At 25.9% G+C, this 23114-nt stretch carries 8 protein-coding genes; 4 read left to right on the plus strand and 4 right to left on the minus strand.

The genetic code is table 11. The features are described 5' to 3' along the window. Nucleotides 1-933 precede the first annotated feature (933 nt). A complete protein-coding gene (gene ubiA / locus GFV14_RS01355; protein ID WP_457914549.1) occupies nt 934-1788 on the plus strand; it encodes a 4-hydroxybenzoate octaprenyltransferase in 855 nt (284 codons plus the stop codon). A 187-nt stretch (nt 1789-1975) separates the two neighbouring features. Here ubiA and plsB read toward each other — a convergent pair whose 3' ends face one another. Then, nucleotides 1976-4399 carry a glycerol-3-phosphate 1-O-acyltransferase PlsB gene (gene plsB, locus GFV14_RS01360; RefSeq protein WP_457914550.1) on the minus strand — a complete coding sequence of 808 codons (2424 nt, stop codon included), beginning with the start codon at nt 4397-4399 and terminating at the stop codon, nt 1976-1978. A gap of 124 nt (nt 4400-4523) precedes the next feature. Here plsB and GFV14_RS01365 point away from each other — a divergent pair, with 124 nt between their 5' ends. Further along, nucleotides 4524-4898 (plus strand): diacylglycerol kinase, encoded by a 375-nt coding sequence (locus GFV14_RS01365; RefSeq protein ID WP_457914551.1) that lies wholly within the window; start codon nt 4524-4526, stop codon nt 4896-4898. A gap of 6870 nt (nt 4899-11768) precedes the next feature. Then, nucleotides 11769-12116, plus strand: a complete 348-nt coding sequence (gene grxD, locus GFV14_RS01370; protein ID WP_457914552.1) for a Grx4 family monothiol glutaredoxin — start codon at nt 11769-11771, stop codon at nt 12114-12116. 80 nt (nt 12117-12196) lie between these two features. On the opposite strand, the gene rnt is transcribed toward grxD, so the two are convergent. Beyond that, on the minus strand, nt 12197-12856 hold the full coding sequence (gene rnt, locus GFV14_RS01375; protein WP_457914553.1) for a ribonuclease T: 660 nt from the start codon (nt 12854-12856) through the stop codon (nt 12197-12199). 3734 nt (nt 12857-16590) lie between these two features. On the opposite strand from rnt, the gene metF reads away from it, so the two are divergent. After that, nucleotides 16591-17475: a methylenetetrahydrofolate reductase gene (gene metF / locus GFV14_RS01380; RefSeq protein ID WP_457914554.1), complete on the plus strand. Its 885-nt coding sequence runs from the start codon at nt 16591-16593 to the stop codon at nt 17473-17475. A 212-nt stretch (nt 17476-17687) separates the two neighbouring features. On the opposite strand, the gene ppc is transcribed toward metF, so the two are convergent. Together ppc and cspE are read right to left on the minus strand one after the other, a co-directional pair. After that, the gene (gene ppc, locus GFV14_RS01385; RefSeq protein ID WP_457914555.1) at nt 17688-20327 is read right to left on the minus strand and encodes a phosphoenolpyruvate carboxylase; all 2640 of its coding nucleotides are present in this window, start codon (nt 20325-20327) and stop codon (nt 17688-17690) included. A 2251-nt stretch (nt 20328-22578) separates the two neighbouring features. Beyond that, nucleotides 22579-22791, minus strand: a complete 213-nt coding sequence (cspE, locus tag GFV14_RS01390) for a transcription antiterminator/RNA stability regulator CspE (RefSeq protein ID WP_457914556.1) — start codon at nt 22789-22791, stop codon at nt 22579-22581. Between the last annotated feature and the right edge of the window lie 323 nt (nt 22792-23114).

A 23114-nucleotide genomic window follows, 5' to 3' on the forward strand; every position in this document is an offset into this window, starting at 1 on the left:
TATAGTTCTTAAAAAACTGTTATGATATCAATAATCAATTTTAACATAAACAATATATCACAATAGACATTTCAGTTTATTCGATAAAATTATAGTAATAAAATAACATGTGATTAATAAAAAAATTTTTAAATGTATTTTCGCTTAAAACAATTGATTTATATGAAGAAGATTTTGGCTAAGAGCGATTATATAAGTGAAATATTTTTAAGATTATCTGTATTATATTCTGGATTGCATCGTTAGAATAGAAAATATCAGGAACTCTATATTTTATGAAATGTATAACATTAGTTATTTCAAGCATGTTGATTGATAAAAATATAATTAACTCTGAAAGAGTTTTGAATAATATTTGAATAACTATTTTAGCATTTTTTATTTAATATTTATTCTCTTTTTGTTGTGCATAAGAAATTTTAAAAAATTTTTAATTACAAACTTTTATTTTTTAAAAAATAATTTTACTTTTATTAAATGTTTATATATCCAAAAGAATTTAGATTTATATCTAAGTGATAACTGAGTTGCTTTTCGTATAACACTATTAATTTTTAATAAAGTATTGTATTTAAGTTAAATTTTATGTTGAAGCTAAAAATAATTACGGTAAAAGATTGTTTTTGTCTAGTAATTTATCACCTAAAAATTTTTTTAAGAGCTACATAAATAAGAAAGATATTTTAAATCAACTTAATCATATTGATTGTTAGATATTTTATTTGAAATAATGACTTTAAATTACATGAATAATTATAACTGTTTTTATAGTGATTCATATTGATTTATTATTATAAATAATCATTAAATATTAATGATAGATTTTCTTTGTATAAATAATATCTAAGATAAATATCTTGAAAATTAATAAATATTTCATTTTTATAATAATTAATATTAAAGTAAAATACACAATAAAATAGAGAGGGAAGTATGCCTTTAAAAAAATGGCATGCATATAGCCGTTTAGCACGCATTGATAAGCCAATTGGTTTTTTTTTATTATTATGGCCAACTTATTGGTCGCTATGGATTTCCTCTAGAGGTATACCAAGTTTTCACATTTTAATTGTGTTTACTATTGGTGTTTTTCTAATGCGATCAGTAGGATGTATCATTAATGACTATGTAGATCGTCATCTTGATATTCATGTAGAACGGACAAAAAACCGCCCTTTACCTAGTGGAGAGGTTACAGAAAAAGAAGCAAAATATATATTTTTTAGTTTGATGTTACTCTCTTTTTTATTAGTATTAACATTAAACTTAATGACTATTTACCTATCTATTATGGGAATTTTATTAGCATGGATTTATCCATTTGTGAAGCGTATTAGTCATCTACCACAAATAGTTTTAGGTGCGGCATATGGGTGGTCAATTCCAATGAGTTTTTCCGCGGTCAATAACTCATTGCCATTAATGTGTTGGCTACTTTTTATAGTGAATATTGTATGGTCAGTTATTTATGATACACAATATGCGATGGTAGATTATAATGATGATTTAAAAATTGGAATAAAATCAACTGCAATCTTGTTTGGTGAATATGACAAAGCAATTATTGGCATTTTTCAAATTATTATGATAGGACTATTAGCGTTAGTCGGTTTATTGGTAAAATTCGGGGTAATATATTATATTTCATTATTTTTATTGGTAGCTTTATTTGGTTACCAACAAACTCTTATGATGAATAAGGAAAAAATAGCTTATTTTAAAGCTTTTAGGAATAACAATTATATAGGTTGTATTTTGTTTAGTGGAATTTTATTGAGCTATATTTAACCGTTTTGTTATTTAAAGTCTTAGTTAAACAGGATATTCTATAAATGGAATATTGCATTTATTTATCTTATTTAACTAGTTTTTTAATGTTTCTATCTTGTTTGTCTATAGGTTTATCTAAATTTTTTTATCTAATTTAAAAATGCATGATTTACTTTAGAGGCGTGAAATAGTATCAGTATCGTTTCTATTTTTTTTGAACATTTTCAATTATTAAACGAATTTCAGGTGATATCAAATAAGAAATAATAGAATATAATTTTTGCGTATTTTCAGTGAATATATCATTATTGTCAATATAACCTTCATCTTTAAGCGTTTCGATTAATGTTGAGAAAACAGCTTTATCTAAAAACTCAAAGGAATTAATCCTATGGGATCCAGACACTCTCTGAGAAAGTATTCGGCTTTCTTTTTTTAATGTATGACGATTAATTTCTGGGTTTATATTAAGGAGAAATAAAATAATTGCATAACGTTGTAAGGTTTCATGTACACTAGCAGAAAGAAGTTGTAACGTATGAATACGATATGGGTTGATTGTTACTATTTCATTATTTTTTAAGAATATTAATTTTTGAGTAGCGAGCTCGTTAATTAAGGTATGCACCATTTCCAATAACGATTTTTTATCAAAACGCATAAATAATTCAGTTTTGAGAAATGGATAAATTAGTCCGACTTGATAATGAATATCTTGGCGTTTAATTAATTTGTGATGCAATATAATTCTAGTAATTAATGATGGAAGCACTAGAAGATGATAAATGTTATTGCGATAGTAAGTCATTAAAACTGCATGATTTTGAGGAAGAAGAATTATCTCCCCAATACTGTATGTTTTGACTGTAAACTTATTTGTCTGTAAAGCATGTTCTAGTAATTGCTCTGCTGTTTTGTCTGGTGTAGTTGTATCATTAGTATACGGCACGTTGCGTAGTAACTGTAAATAGCAGTCTATTTGTTCAATGAGTTGTTTACGTGTTAAAGAGTACTGGTGTGATGACAGTAAGGCGGTTGAGCATAAATTAATTGCATTTACTGCTGCTGCATTATTTATATTCACCATAATATTATCAGCAAGACAATTAGAAATAGGGGTCAACCAGCTTGGATGGAGTGGTTCTATAGAATCAATTGAATCACGCCAATTCGGGACATGCTTCGTTAAGTATCGAGTTAATAAAATCGGTTGACCAAAATTTACATAACCTTGACCTAATTTTCGTAATTTACGCAGTCCACGTATCATTGAGACGAAGCCATCTTTCTCTTTTTTTGCACCGCGTAGTTCTTTAGCATAAGTACTGACTTCTATCACATGTTCATAACCAATATAAATCGGTACAATAGTTATAGAGCGAGAATCTTCACGGAGCATTGCCTGTAAAGTCATCGACAATGTGCCTGTTTTTGGTTGAAGCAAATGGCCTGTACGTGAACGTCCGCCTTCAATAAAATACTCGATAGAATAACCACGAGATAATAGCTCATTAAGATACTCGCGAAATATTGTTGAGTAGAGTTTATAACCTTTAAATGTTCTCCGAATGAAAAACGCTCCCAGTCGACGAAAAATGGGTCCAGCAGGCCAAAAATTTAAGTTAACACCTGCAGCAATATGCGGAGGTACTAATCCTTGATGATACAATACATAAGAGAGCAACAGGTAGTCCATATGGCTTCGGTGTGATGGAACATAAACAATCTCGTGACCATCTTCTGCCAATTGTCGTACACGTTCAGCATGCTGAACATTAATCCCTTGATACAATCTATTCCATGTCCAACTGAGTATTCTGTCAGTTAGACGCACAGCTTCATAAGAGAAGTTAGCTGAAATTTCTTTTATTATGGTAATAGCATTTTTTTGGGCTTTTTTTAGTGAAATTTTTTTACTCCGAGCTTCATCTTTAATCGCTTTTTTAATAACTTTTGAATTAAGTAATTTATTAAATAGCTCTTGACGAGTAACTAGTCTTGGTCCAACAGCTGCAAGACGTTGACGTGAATAGTGAATTCGGGCAACACGAGCAAGTTTATGCGCAATAATTGTATCAGTACCATGTTCTTCCGCCATCCATCCCATAGAAACAGTTGGGGAAAAACGAACAAAGCTATCTCGACCAAGCCAAAGAATAGCGAAAAATTTTTGGACACCATTAAGAAAGTATAATGGTGCTGGAGAATTATATCCTGCACGTCCAGGTGCACGACCAAACATAACTGATGCGGGTAACATTTGAATATTTAGATTTGGATTATGACGGTGTAAATCTAAATAAGAATGAAAAGTTTTTACAGAATTTTTATTTGGATCTGGAGAACAATAGTGAAAAATACGTGGTCTTTCATCAACAAAGACATAAGCTGGTAGTTTAATACCATTAATATTATTATCAATCAATGGGTCAGGTAAGCCTATAGACAAGCATTGATTGCGTAACGTTGCTAGGTCAGCTTTAGAATAATAAGGTAGAACATACAGGGTGAGTCGATTTGTATCTAGTTTCAGTTCTAAAATTGGGTTGGTGGGAATGAGTTTACTCTTTATTAGAAATTGAAGTGGTAAATTTAATATATTGTAATATATTTTACGCCATAGTGACATAAATGATTATAGCCTCTTATTGAGAATTATTTTCAAGAATATCAGAAATAAACTAGAAAATCTTTTACTAATGATTAATTTTAATCCTAAAAATAATCATTGTTTATAATATCATGGAGTAAATATGACAAATCAATTAAATGGATTTACGCATATACTTAAAGGGATCTGTTATTCTTTTAAAGGGTTAAAAGCAGCTTGGATTAATGAAGCAGCATTTAGACAAGAATTTGTTATTTCAATTATTGCTGTATTGATATCTTTCTATTTAGATATTAATTATATAGACCGTTTGTTATTAATATTTTCTGTTGTGATGGTCGCGATTATTGAGTTAATTAATAGCTCAATAGAAACTGCAGTCGACCGTGTAGGAAGTGATTATAATGAGTTATCTGCTCGAGCAAAAGATATTTCTTCTTCTGCTGTATTTGTTATAATTGGGTTAGCTTTATTTGTGTGGGTAATCGTTTTATGGCAGAATTACTTTGCAAGTTAGTATTAATAAAATATTAATATTATTGCATAAAAATTATTTTTAGGATATTTATATTATATTTTTAATTTCAAACATGTTTTTGTTTAAAAGATTTTTTATAATTAATATATAATATTGTTGTACTTATTTATAATTCATTTTTATGATTGATGATAATGTTCTAATTATTAACCGGACTACGGGTTAATAATGGTTATTTTGTATATGAAATTCTGTAGAAGTGAGCATGTTGATGCTATTAAAAATCTTAACTACGTGAAATAGTTTAAGAAAAGGTTGGGTGTAATTTTACAAAATAATTATATGTTTGCAGATTATAGAAATATTAAATGATATTTATGTCCTAATGTAGTTTACTGAGTGAGCGATATATGTATAATGAAACATTATATAATAAGCTAGATATGTTCTTAGCTTGATAGCTATCTCACTTTTTGATTTCTTTTATTTTGTATTAATATAATCCTTATATTTTTTTATTTGTTTTTTCTGATTGTATGAAATTGTAACAAAAGTTTGTTTATTCAGTAAATCTAAGTTAATGTTTTATAACTAACCTTGCTATAAAATAGCAATGATTTTTTGAAATGCTAATTTGTTTTAGCTAAATTGTTGTTAACCAGAAAGGTATTAGTGTAAATGCTATAAAATCACTGATAATTTTATTATGAATGCTATTGAAATTTAATTTTATTAGTTAGTATTAGCATGCGATATTGAATATAATTACATTAATGTACTTGTTTAAAAAATTAAAATCATGATTATTAATATTATTCCGTGTTTTAATTAAAATAATTTTTATCTGTCATGTTTTTATACTATGATTAGTATGTTAAAATGGGTACAGAGAATAATAGATTTTCTGACGATAGCGAATTACTAAGATTTATGCTATTATAGATTAATCAAGGTAATCTTTGTATTTAAGCATCTACTTTATTCTCTAATAAAAAAGATGATTAACTTAAAATTAATATTAGGTTTTAGTCAATTGATTAGATTGTAGTTACATTCAAGTATTTTTGTATAATTTAAATAAATTTCATAAGATATTGCGTCTTAAAAAGTCTAGACAACAAAATAAGTTAGATTACCATTATTTAGTCAGCGCAACACAACGCTAAAACGATTCTTTAAAGTTTTTAACATAAAATATAAACGTATATTCTCAATATATTGCGTAGTGTCTTTTAGACTCATGAAGTTTTATCTATGTACTATAAAGATTTAGAAAAAGGTAATACTGTATCTAAAAATTAGCATGGTATATAATGAGTCCGCAAAATATATATCCTTTCACGGTGATATAGTAAAAAATTTACAAAAAATCTTTAAAACAGTTTAACGAACAAAATCAATGTATAAAATTTTAATTTTCTAGGACAATCCTAGAATAGTGTGGTTTATAAAATATATATACATAACTATTTTAATAGTAATTTCTATGCTATAGAAATAATGTTATTAAACTTATTTGCGTTATGTGAATGATAATGTTAGTAAACTAGGTAATATATCAGGAATTGCTATGTTTAAAATTAAAGATAGTCTACTGATTAACTGTTTGATATATTAAAGTAATACTATAATAAAGTTTACCATCAATAAGGTAAACGATATAAAATAAGTCATATGTATGTAAGTAAACTCAGTTTTAAATTTTAAATTTATTTATCGTTATGCACAGTTAGCAATAGAGAGAAATATGTCTTTAAATCTATTAATTTTTACTATTTATTGCGATGTTGAATCTACTGAATGATTACGTACTCTTAGAAAGTATGACATTGATTATAGTAGTAAGATATTAGTAGATTTAAGTTAGTAATTTATTTTAGTTTAACAAATGAAATTAAAGAAGAGAGTATGTTTCTAAGAAAAAGTAGACAGTGACATGAAGAATATTATAAGGTTTTAAACAAAAAAAGCTGCAATTTAATTTCAAACAGTTAAAAATTAGAATGGCAATAAAAATTACTTATTATTCTATCAACAAGATAAGAAGTTATTGAAAATTGTTCCGTGAGTTTTACTAAAAATATTTTATATAAATATATTTAACATTTCCTTTATTAGCGGACCGAACGTTAACAGGAATTTTACAGAATAAGATCTTGAATTTTTTAATATTAGTCAATTGTTTTGAGTGCGTAAGTATTTCCAAATTTATTTTAAGAATTATTAAAAATATTAATATTTATAATTTTTTGATGATATTGTATATGAAAATATTAATTTGTATTATTGTTTCTACTATCTTCTAAAAAATACTGAATTGAATATCTAATGATATTATTGATAATTTCTTTCTAAGAAAGAAAGCATTATATTTAGTAATATATGACGAAATGTTTAACTGAAGACATTACGATATTTATAATATTAATTAGATTCTGTAAAACTTAGTATTAATTTTAGTATATAGTACTTTGTATCAAATATTTATATGATCATAATTTTGAATTATATATATTTTAACTAAGATTTATAAAATTTTTTGTAATTTATTTTCAATAGACAATTTAATTTTAAATTTGATCTAAATGTATATTATATATTTTAACTCGAACTAAATGTTTTTGAGAGAGTATTTGTATCCTCAAAGTATAGGGGTAGAAATAGATTTTTAAATAGGTAGTTGTTGATATTATTTTACCTGTAATATGTTAAAAATTAATATTTTTTAATTTAAATTTGTCTGAGACTTTATTGATGTTATCTAGGTGATAATTGAATGTATCAATAATGAAAATATGAGTTTATAAAAAAGTCTAGCATCATTAAATTAAGCTTAATTAAATCATTGCATAATTGGTTAATCATCAAAAGAGATTGTTCCATAATTAATAATAAATGATGCTTTATTAGATAATAATATATCATAAATATAAATAAAAATAAAAAATTTCTTTAAAAGAGTATTAGAGAAAAAAGAAAATTTTTCTCATACTAAAAATTAAATTATTTATATATTAATAGGTAAACAACTAATATCATTATATCTGCAATATAATTTATAAATTATAGATGTTTATAAAGTAGATATTATTTTTATTTATTTATCTATAAGTATAAAGTTGTTGATATCATCAGATTTTATAGGTTTTGATGCTTTATAATACAACACAATATAAATTGTGTTGTTAAAATTTTTAATAAGGTAACTTTATGAAGTGGATTCATACTTTTTAAGCGATTAATATGGTTTTTGATAATTAAAAATTAAAATGAATAGCATACTTTATTATTTAAATTATTAAAAAATAAAAACAAAACAGTGATTCATAAATTTTTATTTGTTGTATATTAGTTTTATGTTTATCAAAAAAATTTTTAAATTATTTTCGGAACGAGTTTGTAGATAAGCAGGTGACTGTTATAATATTCATGTAACTATAGTTTTATTAATCAACGAATATTATGGTTTTCATGAAATAAAATTATATTTTATTATTATGTTTTGAAAAAAATTATGTAGTAGCTTTTCTTTGAAAAGTATTAGTCATGATCTACTCGTGTGTAACGGAACTTTTTATTAAGCATGCATCAAAACACTTATCTAAGTGAGAGAGATTATAATATTAGTATGTTAACATAGATTAGCTTTTCTTATTCAAGAAAATAGGAAGAGCGAATTTTTAAAGATAATATTGATATAAATAATCTTAAGGACTTTTCTAAAAATGTAACGTAAAAAAATAAAAGTCTGTGAAATTATTTTTTCTTAATTTTTTCTTGGTATTTTTTATTTGATATTAATAAAGAAAAGATATCTGTAGACTTTTAGTATTAAGTGATTTAGCATTAATATTTAGAAAGTCATAAAATACTAATACATATTGATAAGCGTCTATGATAAAGTATTTGCATTATAAAAATAAATAACAAAAAAACAACATCTGTCGCTAAGCGATTCCATTCTAAAGAAAATTCTTGTTAAATAGTTATATATATCTTCATACTTTATCAGGAATGAAGAACTATTATTTTAATAGATTTTAGCTGATAGAGAGTTCGAAATGCAGAAGTAAAGTAGACACAATACAAATTTTGTCATGCATGCTCAGTATAAAGAATAATTATAGTTATAATATTACGCCTGAAGAATATAGCGGTAGGTGTTAATGAATTATTAAATTTTATATTATTTCTTTGTTTTTGTTTTTGTTTTTGTTTTTGTCTTTGTCTTTGTCTTTGGGTTTAGGTGGAAAAATGATCTAAATAATTTATTCGTCATATAATTTACATTTGATATTTTCTGAAATTTTAAAAGCGAATGGAGTTATTAATAATTTTATTTTTCATAGATTCTACAATATACGAACATTTCGTGAGTACGATTAATGTAATATAGTCTTGAAAAATAGTATTTATAGAAGTCATGACTAATAATATTGTTTTAAAATTAAAACTTAATATTCTATAATCTATAAAAGTATTTAGATTGTATGGTAATTTTTTAATATGTTAAGCAGTTTTTGAGTATAACGACAAAATAACTCATTAAATTATTAGGATGTTTTAATCTTAATGTATAAAATAAGTTTATTCTTTTTTTGAGTAATGGGTAACGTTAGAGAATATTAGAATATTGCTTCTATTTACAATTATACTGTATTGAATAAATATAAGTCAGTTATAAAGTAATAACTTTAATATTTAAAGTAGAAAATACACTACTCAATTTTATGTTTTTTGATTTTAATATATGAATAAAAAAATTTAGAGCATTATTATGTGTTATATGATAGATCAAATAAAAATTTACTATAATTAGATGATAAGATAGTTTATTCATCTTCTAAGAACAAGAATAGTGAAAAGATTATGATATTTATAATACATGAATTACTCTTATAGAGTAAAAAATATTTTTTATGCTTCATTAGAATAATAGTCAAATAGTCAAAGTAAAGATGTATTTTTCGTATTAGAGAATTGAGATTAATAGATATTTCTTTAAAACTCTTAGTTAACTAATTAAAAATATTTTTTAAATATTTAGAATCTGTATCATAATCATAAATAAAATAAAATATCACCATATGTTAATGGTTAATACTCGTTTATCTTCATTATTAGTTATTATTATATTCTAATATACTTATAAATAATAATTTATTTTCATTTTTTTAATTCAATCAACTTTAATGTATCTCTAAGTGTTTACCTATAATATATTTAAAATCAATATTGACATGTTTAAAATAAATCATACACTATATTAGTGATACGTATAATTTTTATTATTTTACAAACTATACTCTATAAAAACGATGATTAAGATGATAAAAACATATAAATTTATATAGTTTATTAAAAAAAGATTAACAGCTGAGAGTTTTATTGACATTTTTTAAACACTATTATTGTATGTATTTTCTCAGAATGAAAAAAACTTACAGAGTCTATATCAATTGAACGATGCTTTAATAAATTAAACTATTATTATTTAGTCTCTCATTATACTTATGTATTCAAGAAATTGATTTATATATGTGTATAAAATATTTTGTACGTCGCTTTCTATTTGTAAAATAGATGCTATTGGGGATATATATGATAATACTGATCATAGTATATCTTCATACATTGTGAGTGTAAAATTTAAAGAGCGAAACAATTAGAAAGAGCCTAAAACTTCTTGAAGCGATATAAAAAAATAGTTACCTCAGTGTATATTATTAATGTTTCAAACTTTAATACAATGATTATTATTATGGATGAGAAAATCGTTAAAATGTAGATGAGGTTTCTGAAAATTGATGAATCAATAAAATGGATTATGATATTACATAATATCTTTTATAGATACTCAAGAGTTATATTGTACAAATATAGTAACAACAAGATCTTATAGATAGAAAAAATAATTTCATAATTTTTATATTGTATAATCATTTTTGTGTATGGATAATGTATTAGAAAATACTGGTTATATGGGTAGAATTTTCAAGCATTACGTTATATATAATGAGAGATACTAATATGCAAGACATTCTATACTTTTAGTATAGTTTTTATTTTTAAGAAATAACAGATTCCTAAGGTACATAATTTTTTCTGAACAAATATCAATGATATTTACAGAGCCTGTGCGAAGTATGTTAATATTTTCTTCATTTTATCAGTTTCACAATAATTATCTTGATATTGCGTAAAAAATATTGTATGCGTAAAAATATCGCATAGTATCTACGTTTTTCGTGATGCATTCCAGAGAAATATCTTGGAATCTTGTAACATTAAGATAATAGAATGTATAAATTATATAAATATACTAATGCTTATTATGGTGATAATTATTTGTGTTTTGTATATAAGTCTTTAGTACATCTTACGAAAAGTCAATCTGAATGATTTAAAAGAAATTATGTAATTTTATTATTGAGTCACAGAGTATTTTTAGATGTTTTCTCATAAAATTAATTAAATAGAAATAGCTTAAGTTTTATTATAATTAGTGATAAATGTAGACAGAAGAGAGACTATCGTCTTTTATTTCGTTAATTATAAAGCAGAGAGATATCTATAATATAGTTATTATCTGTAATAATTATTTGTAATATAAGTTATTTTAACAACCTTTGTCAATTAATCTATTGTAAGTTTATTTAAATGGTTATATTAATGGAAATAGTAAAAGAGTGTTAATAAATTAAAGCAGAAAAATTTAAAGTATAATTTTAAATTTTATTTTTTTATAACTTAAAATGTTATACTAATTCTATTATAAAATTGTAATATTGCATACAAGAATTAAAGTTTTATCATAGCAGTTAATATTTTTGATTGATAGTAGGTAATATAATAATAATCTATAGTTTCTGTTGACTGAAACACTAGTGCATTTTTTAAGGAATTATAATGAAGACAATTGAAAAAATCGAAAATCAAATTAAAAAAAACTTAATCCTTCTCTATATGAAGGGTTCTCCTACGTTTCCAAATTGCGGTTTTTCTGCCAAGGCAGTGCAAGCACTTTCTGATTGTGGTGAACGTTTCGCTTATGTTGACATTCTTCAACATCCAGATATCCGTGCAGAATTACCAAAGTACGCTAATTGGCCAACGTTTCCACAACTATGGGTCAATAGTGAGTTAATAGGTGGATGCGATATTATCATGGAAATGCATCAACGTGGTGAGCTAAAATCACTGCTTACAAAAGCTGTTAATAAATGTCGCCCACCAGATGAGGATAGTGTAAAGTAGTAACATCCTGATATTTTTATAAAATAAAAAATCATATTAACTTTCAATATTAATGCTAATATGATTTTTTGAAGCTCTATTCATTTAGAGCTTTCCTCTTCGTTAGTGAAGAATAATGGCCAACCACCTAATTTTTTCCATTTATTAACCAATTCACAAAATAGAAGAGCGGTACGATTTGTGTCGTATAGTGCACTGTGTGCCTCTTTACCATCAAAAGAAATGCCTGCTGTTACACATGCTTTAGCCAAAGTTGTTTGTCCAAAAACAAGACCGCTTAAAGCTGCGGTATCAAAAGTAACAAATGGATGGAAGGGGTTACGTTTTAAATCAGCGCGTTTCGCGGCATTCATTACAAAACTATGATCGAAAGTCGCATTATGTGCGACAATAATTGCTCGGTTACAATCAGCACTTTTCATACCTGTTTGTACCATTTTAAAAATTGTACGTAATGCTTCATTCTCGCTAATAGCACCACGTAGAGGATTGTTTGGATCAATACCTGTGAAAGATAATGAAGAAGGTTCTAAGTTTGCTCCTTCAAATGGTTCAATATGAAAATGGAGTGTTTCATTTAAAGATAGCCAGCCATCTTTATCCATTTTTAGTGTGATGGCAGCAATTTCAAGTAGGCCATCTGTTTTAGTGTTAAATCCACCTGTTTCAACATCAATAACAACAGGATAATATCCCCTGAAGCGATTAACCAGTGTATTATGATTATTTTTATCAGACATTAGGTTTTCAACATTAGAGTTTCTGGAGAATGCTTATTATGTCAAAACTAATAAGGTTTTGTAGATAAAAGCAAAAGTAAAGATAAAGTTTGTTTGTTCTAAAAAACTTTACGTATCTTAACCATATAACAATGACTTACATAATGAAATTATTATATTTATGATATGATCTTAAGTCTTTATAGTATTGTCGTTTGTTCATAAGCTTAATTTATAGCTATTAATATTTTTTAAAAAGAGATATGGTGCTTATTCTATTGTGAACTATGGTGTATAACTTTAGAATGCACTGTAACTTCTATGTTAGTAAAATTATAGTAATCTTACATTACATCATTATAATTTAGGAATATTTATGAATATTATATATATAAGAGCGTGAGTATTTCATTGAGTTATTCATTTATGTGCATAGAACAGTTTTGATTACTTTAAAATGATAATATCTAATAAAAATACTCAGACTAGTCTCTTATTTTTTAAAGTAATATCACTATACAAATTAGATTAATAGTAATCATGTATACATAAAAATGACCCTATCGTTAGTAATATTTATTATTAAAAAAACTCAATCTTCAGGTGAGTATTTAATAATTTAGTTAGGTTTTTCTTAATTTTGTTGAATATCATGTTTTATGTTTCAGGGAAGGTAATTACTTAAAATATCACTCAGTGCTTGCTTTTATAGTAGAAATAAATAGTAGAAATCAATCTCTTTGCGTAGCAGTTTATTATTAATTTGAACAGTTTAGTTTTTCGTAATGTCTATTTAGATATATTGAAGTAATATTAAATGTTGCCATTCGTTTAAAATTGATGAATATCTATTGAGTGATATTTATTTTGATACTTAGAGCTTTATGTTAGATCAGTCAGAGTAATTCTAGTCGTTAATGAAATAATTGATAATTTATTTAACAGACTTATAGGTAATCTTAATACTGCCATTGTAGAGATTTATTAATTCAATGTTATAAAAATAGCTTAATTTTTTCTTTATGTCATTATTTGATAGTTTTCAAATTAACATTCTAGCTTTTTTAATATTTTAAAATTATTTAATATAATTTAGTATTTGTATTTGTATTTGTATTTGTATTTGTATTTGTATTTGTATTTGTATTTGTGTAGTGATTTTCAGTTTTATTAATTGAAGCGCAATGCATTTTCACGTTAATGCGTTTAATATTGTTATTAACAGACATTTAAATATCTTAAATTCACGTAACTATTTATAAGTAAATGATTATAATTATTTCTTACAATTTAATATATGCAATTATTTGTATGTTTGGTTAGTTATTGTACATCATAATAAAATATATTTTTCACTAATCATCGGAATTATTTATAAATATTAATTTGTCTTTGTATTTTTTATATGTTTACCGGGCATTAGTACTTATAGTATATCTGTGAGGATTTCAATGGTGTTTTGAAATTGATTTCTGAGAATAAATGATACTTGACTAAAGTTAATTAATTTTAATGAGGTTCAAAATATTCAAGGAAATAATTTTAATAATATACTTATGTATGCTAACAGAAGTGAAAGATAAAGTATGCAGTTATTTATTACTCTAAGAAAGAATTCAGTTTATTTTAAATTTATTTGAGTTATCAATCTACAAGCAAATAAATGAATATTTTAAAGGATCAAATTAGTATTACAATGTATATTGTATAAAAATAAAATGATTTTTGTAAAAATACAGTAAGAAATTTATAGAATGATTGAACATTAATTGATCTTCATACTAATACTAAAAAATACTTATTACAATATGATTATTGATATTTAATAAGTGTTTGCATTTTTCAATCAGACGCAATAACAATTCTAGATAAAATGCTATACCCTCTACGTATCTCAGTAATGAAATGAATTTAATTGAGTACTCACTGTTTCTCAATGTTTTTTAATTTAAAAAGGATAGTTGAATAGTTTAAATTCACTGAAATTATGTTCTTTATATTACTACTACTTAATTTCTTGATTATTATTAAAACTCCATATTAAGTTTTAAAAAATCTATTAACTCTTAAAAATGAAAAAGTGAACAGTAAATACTCATCTTCATTTTTAATTTAAAAGACACTTTGTCTACTACATTCTTGCAATAATATTAATAAAAGAAATAGAGAATCATAGATTGTTTTGGGTATATGAAAATGCTGAAAATTATTCTGTAGTAATTTTATTAAGAAAAAATATCTTATAGAAAATTGTAGTAGGTATATAGAAGAGAGTATAGTTTTCAAAAATGACTATTGAATTTCATTTATTAATTTCATTTTAGTAAAACTAAACTGTTTAGTTAACATAAATAATTCTCAAAGAAGTACTTAAAATTAAGTTAAATAATAAATAAACTTTAAAGTTTCTTCAATTAACGTATTAAAAAATCTGTACGCATTTCTTAAAAGGTCGTGAATATAAAACATAAACGTATATATTTTAATGAAAATAGCTGTAAATATTTTAGTCATTAAGCTATATCATTGTGAAATAAAAGCGTGAGAAGAGGAGAGAATAATTTTTAAAAAATAATATGATATGGTATAAGTTTATAAAATATGTATGTTGTCCTCTGTAGAGAATATAGAATTGGATAGAAAATTTTTATAACATAAAATGAATCATTTATAATTTATAAAAATTTTAGATTGTTTAGCCATGTGTACTGTTGTAGTTTCTGTAAAATATATGAATATACTGCTATTTTATTCCCAAGTTGATATACGAAAATATAGTGATGTTATATCTAAACGTGATATATAAAATTATCTTGTGTATATTTAAGTAAACATATTGCATCTAATAGAGAAAATAAAATCTTATTTTTTAATACAAGACGTTACCTGCGAAAATGCTATTATCATACAGTTACGCAATGAACGAGATCACGCTATAAAGTCAGTCTTATAGGTTATTAGTGATTATTTTTTAAAAGTAATTATTTTACTTATTATATTGTGACAGAAAGTGTCTAGAAAAGAAAGCGATTAAAATATTTTAATAGATAGAGCTTTATTTTTAAAATAGTTAAAATGCAGAGTGTTTAGAAAAACAATCTATATAAAACATTTGTTGAATTTCTTATAGATACTCAAAAACATTTATCCTAAAGGAGATTTTTTTAAGATATTTCGTATAAATATCATTAATAGAATTATTATATTTTTTTGGAAAAAGAACTTACGAAAATCAAGCAAACTTGAACTAAAGTAGGTTTTAAACTATAGTGATTTTTGAAACTAGTGTTTATAGTAATCAGAAAGATACTAATACTAATTTTATGGTATTAATATAAAAATAGGGAGTTACATGGAAAAGACTCATAAAATCTCATGAGGGTAACATCTTTCAGTATGAAATGACGTGTTATGGTGAAAAGTAAAGTTTACTTGATGTAATTTCACTCATCATGCACCTTCTGGATATAGTGAAATGTTTTGATGTTTTTATATTCTGTATATAATTATTTGAATCTATATGGTATATGTTAATATATCATTGTTATATGGTAAATTATATTTGAATGTTAGATGTCACATACTATGTGAAGTCATTAAGATAATAAAATGGAATTCATTTTATAATTTTAAGTTAATCTTTAAATGTTATGTATATTTAGTAATCTTTTTATAAATGCTGCAAAGATTATTAAATATAAATTAAAATATATTCATGTTTTTATTAAAAATCTAAAGTTCATATAGGATGCATTATGAGTTTTTTTTATACACATCAGAGTGAAGTATTAAATCAAAATTTAGTAGAGTTAAATGGGAAAATTAATGTCTCCTTTGAGTTTTTTCCTCCTCGTACTAAAGAAATGGAAAAAATATTATGGAAATCTATTGATCAGTTAAAACATTTAAAGCCAAAATTTGTTTCTGTTACTTATGGTGCAAATGCTAGTATACGTAATACAACATGTAAGATTGTTAAAGATATCAAAAAAAATACCGGTTTAACTGCTGCTCCTCATTTAACTTGTATCGACACTTCAAAAGATGAGCTAAAGATAATTGCTCGTGATTATTGGAATGACGGTATTCGACATATTGTTGCATTACGTGGTGACTTTACAGATAAAAGCCGGAAACCTAAAATGTATGCTATAGACTTAGTAAGATTACTTAAATCAGAAGCTAATTTTTATATTGCAGTTGCGGCTTATCCTGAAGTTCATCCTGATGCTAAAAGTGCACAGGCTGATTTAATAAATTTGAAACAAAAAATTGATGCAGGTGCTGATTGTGTGATTACTCAGTTCTTCTTTGATATAGAAAATTATCTTCGATTTCGTGATCGTTGTGCAGTAATAGGTATTAATGTTGAAATCGTACCGGGTATTTTACCTGTTTCTAATTTTCGTCAACTTGAAATTTTTGCTAAATTCACTAATGTTCGTATTCCTTTATGGATGAGAAAAATGTACGAAGGGTTAGATGATGATCCTGAAAGTCGTAATTTAGTCGGTGTATCGATTGCTATAGAGATGGTAAAAATTTTAAGCCGAGAAGGTATTAAAGATTTTCATTTTTATACACTGAATCGCTCTGAGTTGACTTATGCTATTTGTCATGTACTGGGTGTTAGATCTTAGTTTTTCGTAACAGGTCAGTTTAATCGGTTGATAAAAAATTTTTAATTATTTGTGCTAAAATTAGTATGGTAAATTGATTAACTAACAGTTATACAGTAGTACAGCATAAAATATCTCCTATTTAGGGTATTTAATATATCGTTTATATACTATATGGTAATTTTAAATTAAATTAGTTAATCCATAAAATATACTGGATTAACTAAACATTATTAACCTGTATTTCGCATACCTGCTGCAATACCAGCAATTGTGACCATCAGCGCTTGCTCAACACGTGGATCTGGTTGTTTCTGTTGACGTGAACGATATAGCAATTCAGCTTGTAGTAAGTTTAGTGGATCGGTATAAATATTACGTAATGTAATTGATTCTGCTATCCAAGGCAAATCTGCCATTAATTCCTCATCTTTAGAGACTGCAAGGACGCTCTTGATATCTTCTGATAGTTGGTTACGTAGTTTCAAACCAAGAGGCCAAAGACGCTTTTCAACTAAACGATGGTCATAATATTCTGCTAGCCATAAGTCTGCTTTCGCATACACCATTTCTAACATCGCGATACGTGTATTAAAAAAGGGCCATTTTAAACACATTTCATCTAAGATTTCTTGTTTATTTTCTTTTTCAATAACATATTTTAATGCAGCTCCTGCACCTAACCATGCTGGTAACATTAATCGGTTTTGTGTCCATGCAAAAATCCATGGAATAGCACGCAATGTTTTAAATTCACACGTTTGTCGACGTTTTGTGGGGCGAGAGCCTAATGGTAGTTTTTCTAATTCTTTCTCTGGTGTTGCTGAGCGGAAATAAGCTAAAAAATCAGGTTGTTCTTGAACAAAATTGCGATACATTGCACAGGAAATATTAGAGAGTGAATCTAGCACTACTTTCCATTCTTTTTTTGGCTCTGGCGGCGGTAGTAAGTTTGCTTCTAAAATAGCACTAGTATAGATAGCAAGACTACTAATTGCAACCTGTGGTAACCCAAACTTAAAACGAATCATTTCACCTTGTTCCGTGACACGCAAACCACCTTTAAGGCTTCCTGGTGGCTGAGATAATAATGCTGAATATGCTGGTGTACCACCACGGCCAATCGTTCCACCACGACCGTGAAATAGGGTTAATGTGACTTTTTCTTTATCGCATAGTTTAATTAACGCATCTTGAGCGCGATATTGCGCCCATGATGCTGCCATTACGCCAGCATCTTTTGCAGAATCAGAGTAACCAATCATCACCATCTGACGAGAGTCTATTAGCTTGCGATACCATTTCATATTTAATAGCTGTATCATTATGCTCTCAGCATTATTTAAATCTTCAAGAGTTTCAAATAGAGGTACAACAGATAAAAAAATAGAAGCACCTGTTTCTTTTAGCAATAATTTAACTACTAAAATATCAGATGGTACTTTTGTCATTGAAATCACATATGCTGAAATAGAGTCATTTTTTGCGTCTGCAATTACACGACATGTCTCAAAAACTTCTTTTGTTTCTGGGCTTGGCTGCCAGTTATGTGGAATTAATGAGTCTTGAGATTGAAGTTGAGAGAGTAAAAATTCTTGTTTTTTTTCTTCCGACCAAGATGAGTAATCACCTAATCTTAGATATTTTGTCAATTCAGATAGCGCTTCTGTATGACGAGAACTTTCTTGCCGTATATCAATGCGTATCAATTGCAGACCAAAGCTACGTATACGACGTAATGTATCTAATAATGAGCCATTTGCGATAATGCTCATACCACAAGATATCAATGACTTGTAGCATGCATATAGCGGTTCCCAGAGTTGTGTATTTTCAGTAAGAATATTAGTTGGAGGTAATATTTGTTTTCCTTTAATCCTGTCTTCTAAATATTTTAGAGTAGAAAATAGCTGAGTACGAAGGGTTTTAGCTATTTTTCGGTAAGGCTCATCAACAATATTTTCACCAGCTAGTATACGTAGTTCTGGTGTTGCTTCAGTCATGGAAAGTTCAGAAACAAGTATCTGAATATCTTTTAAAAAAAGATACGCTGCTTTCCAGCGACTTAGTAAGAGGACATGACGTGTAACTTCTGCAGTAACATTTGGATTACCATCACGATCTCCACCCATCCAAGAAGTAAAGCGAATTGAATTTGCTTCAAGAGGCAAAACTGTACCAATAGACTCTTTTAGCTGTTCGTTAAATTCACGAAAGAAAGCAGGAACTCCTTCCCATAAAGAATTTTCAATTACAGCAAAGCCCCATTTAGCTTCATCAATAGGAGTCGGACGGATTTTACGGATTTCATTAGTATGCCATGATTGAGCAATTAATTGACGCAAACGACGCATGATATTATTACGTTTATAATTATCAAGATCATGAGAGTCGAGTTGCGATAAGCAAGTATTCACTTCAACTAGTTTATGGATTAAAGTACGGCGTGCAATCTCTGTCGGATGAGCAGTTAAAACAAGCTCAAGTGATAATTGTTTAACGGCTTTTCCAATATCACTTTTTGTAATATTTTTATCTTTTAAACGGTTAAATAATTTTTTTAATGAAACAGGATTACTTTTTTCTTCACTATGTGGTGAAATACTATGATATTGTTCCGCGACGTTAGTTAGATTTAAAAATTGGTTAAATGCTCTTGCAACAGGTAGTAATTCATCATTAGAAAGATTTTGTAATGTCATAAGTAATTTTTGACGTTGCACTTCATTGCCCGTCCGAGATGATTTTGATAACTTACGAATCGAGTCAACTTTATCGAGAATATTTTTACCTAAAGCTTCTTTGATTGTATCATCAAGTAGCTTACCTAGCATATTAACATTACTGTGCATTGCGGCATATTGCTGATTCATGAGACTCCTGACTTTGTATGTGTATCAAGATACTGTCTATCGTTTAATATTTAGTTTTTAAAGATAATACGTTAGATACTATAATTACTAATAATCAAGAAACTATTAGCTAATTTTCTATAATAAAATTTGAGTTAGAGGTAATAGACTTATTATTTTTTAATATTACTAATAAATTTATGTTTTTTGTATTATGTAAATGACTATAAAACATTATTTAGGCATTTTCTAAATTTTCATTATACCCTTATGTGTATACATTTTCTTATGCTCTATTGAAATTTTTTATATCCTAGAAAGAAAATAAAAATGTGTTTAATAAACTGAAAATAATTTCTTAAATACCTCTTAGAATTGTTAATATGTAGTGACATTTTTTAATAATCTAATATTCAGAGATTAGTTTCAAAGTATAGAATCTACGATCTTTTTGCAGTCTTAACTGTTGCATTTAAAATGTGTGATATATTCCATTCATGAAAATTTTACTTCTGTAGCACTACTGGGTGTCTATTTATATATTTTTTAGTATATGAACGATTTGTTTGCAAATTAAAATTTATTAAATTATTTTTTACGTAATATTAATATTCCTCATTATAAATTAATGAAAGTCAATTTTAAGTATTGATCTTAATATATCACTTAATTTTGCAAATTTTTTATCTTTTTTGCATTAACTATCAATAGGTATTCATGTTATTTTCACTAATCTTTACGAATGCATTGTTCATGTTATTACCAACTCTAAAATAAAAGCCTTACTAATCAAATTATTTAACATTTTTATTAGGTTTTTATATTTCTAATAGTCTTGATTATTTAATTTAACAATAGTTTTATCTAAAATTTTCTATAAAATTACTTAAGAGTATGTACGATAAATTATTATTTGTAGAATATATAGTAAGTACATAAATATTTTCTACGTATCCAAGCCTAACGTTTTTGTGTGTGTAGTTATTTAATAATCAAGGGTTAATGTGTTAAAATATTTTATTAATTGACATTATTATCATGTAATTTTCTTGTTCAGAGAAGATGTATGAAATAATAACATTAAAAAAGTTTTAAATAATTTTTATACTGATATTCGTTCAAATGGTATTTAACAGTTTGACTGTGATAGGTAATATAGTCTGAGAGAAAAATATTTTGTGATATATGTTATATATCTAATATTTTAGATAATATCTCGTTAATTTTAAAAAAAATGAACATTACTCAAAATACAATTATTAGTATGTAGATGTGCTAAATAAGAACTAAGACTCCGATCTTCACCACTACCACGATGAATTATATGAGATTGTAAAATTGATTATCTATGTAATTAATCTAGAAATGTGACTAGGACAATTATGATACATATTATAAAATTCAAATAAATACTGTAGTGCATTTTTAGCATAAACTTATTAATTTGTAATTTATTGTTTATTAATACTATTTTTTCGTATATTTTATAGAATCATTTTAATTCTTAGTAAATATGTGTGCAATTTTATAATTTAAGTGTACTGATTATGTGTATAATAGAATATACATTCACTGAATTCTTAGTGAGTAACTTTTTGAAAAATTATTAGTTAATTCTTGTGTGAATAAGAATTAAGTTTAAAATCATAAAAATTTTTTATTATAAATATTTATATATATTTTAAATAATTTAAGTTTTTAGTGAGTAGAAAAAATATTTTGATAGCAAGACCCGCTATCACATACTGTTTGATTAGAATTAAAGATTTTTCTGTATTTTAAATTAATATAAATTACAACAAGAACTGACTATTAATGACCAAAATTCATTAAAGAAAATAGATAATTAATTATTAGCTAATAATTAAATTGCTTATGATAATTTTAATTATTCAAATTATGATTTGTTCAAAAAAATATAAGAAGTCATATAGAGTGTATAAAGCAGAATAAAATATTTATATAATAATTGTATAAAATAGGTTTTTGAGTAAAAAATCATTTTTTTCTATGTTTTTATTATACATCTGATTCGCTAGAGTAGAAAGGTATAAAAATATTAAATATATGATATATTTAATAGGATATTTTAATAATTATTATTATTTTTTATGAGATTATTTTGTGTTATTTTAAATGTATATGCAATCTCAAAAGTGTTTTTTCAATTACTCATCTGATAATATCTTATTAGCTGCAGACAGTGTATTTAGAATTAAAAAGCTCGTCATGAAAAATAACGAGCTTTTTAAAATTAGTTAAGTAAATTAACTTAAATTGCAGTTACATTAGCAGCTGCTGGGCCTTTTGCACCGTTTTCAATTGTAAATTCAACTTGTTGGCCTTCTGCCAGAGTTTTGAAACCAGCGCCTTGAATGGCAGAGAAGTGGACGAAAACGTCTTTGCTACCATCAGATGGAGTGATGAAACCGAAGCCTTTAGACTCATTGAACCACTTAACTTGACCTTTCATTTTGTCAGACATTTAACTTTTCCTATATAACATCAAAAAAACTTGCCTTTTCGGCATATATTGGCTGGAGTCAACTATTTAATTAAAAAACCAAGATAAAATATCAGTGTCAAAAACTATCTGGGATAACTTTCTTCTTTAGAGTACGTTAACTTAGTAATTATATATTAAATAGAACTTTAATACAGACCACTTCTTATTAACTCATGAGTTGAAGATAATAGCAACTATTTTATATGAATTAAGTATAGAACATATTTGATTTTTTTAAACGTCATTATTTCCATGTATTTCATTCTGAATAGGACAATCTTTCAGGAGTGATATCAATCAAG

It is taken from the genome of Candidatus Hartigia pinicola (assembly GCA_020541205.1).
GTDB classification, from domain to species: Bacteria; Pseudomonadota; Gammaproteobacteria; order Enterobacterales; family Enterobacteriaceae; genus Hartigia; species Hartigia pinicola.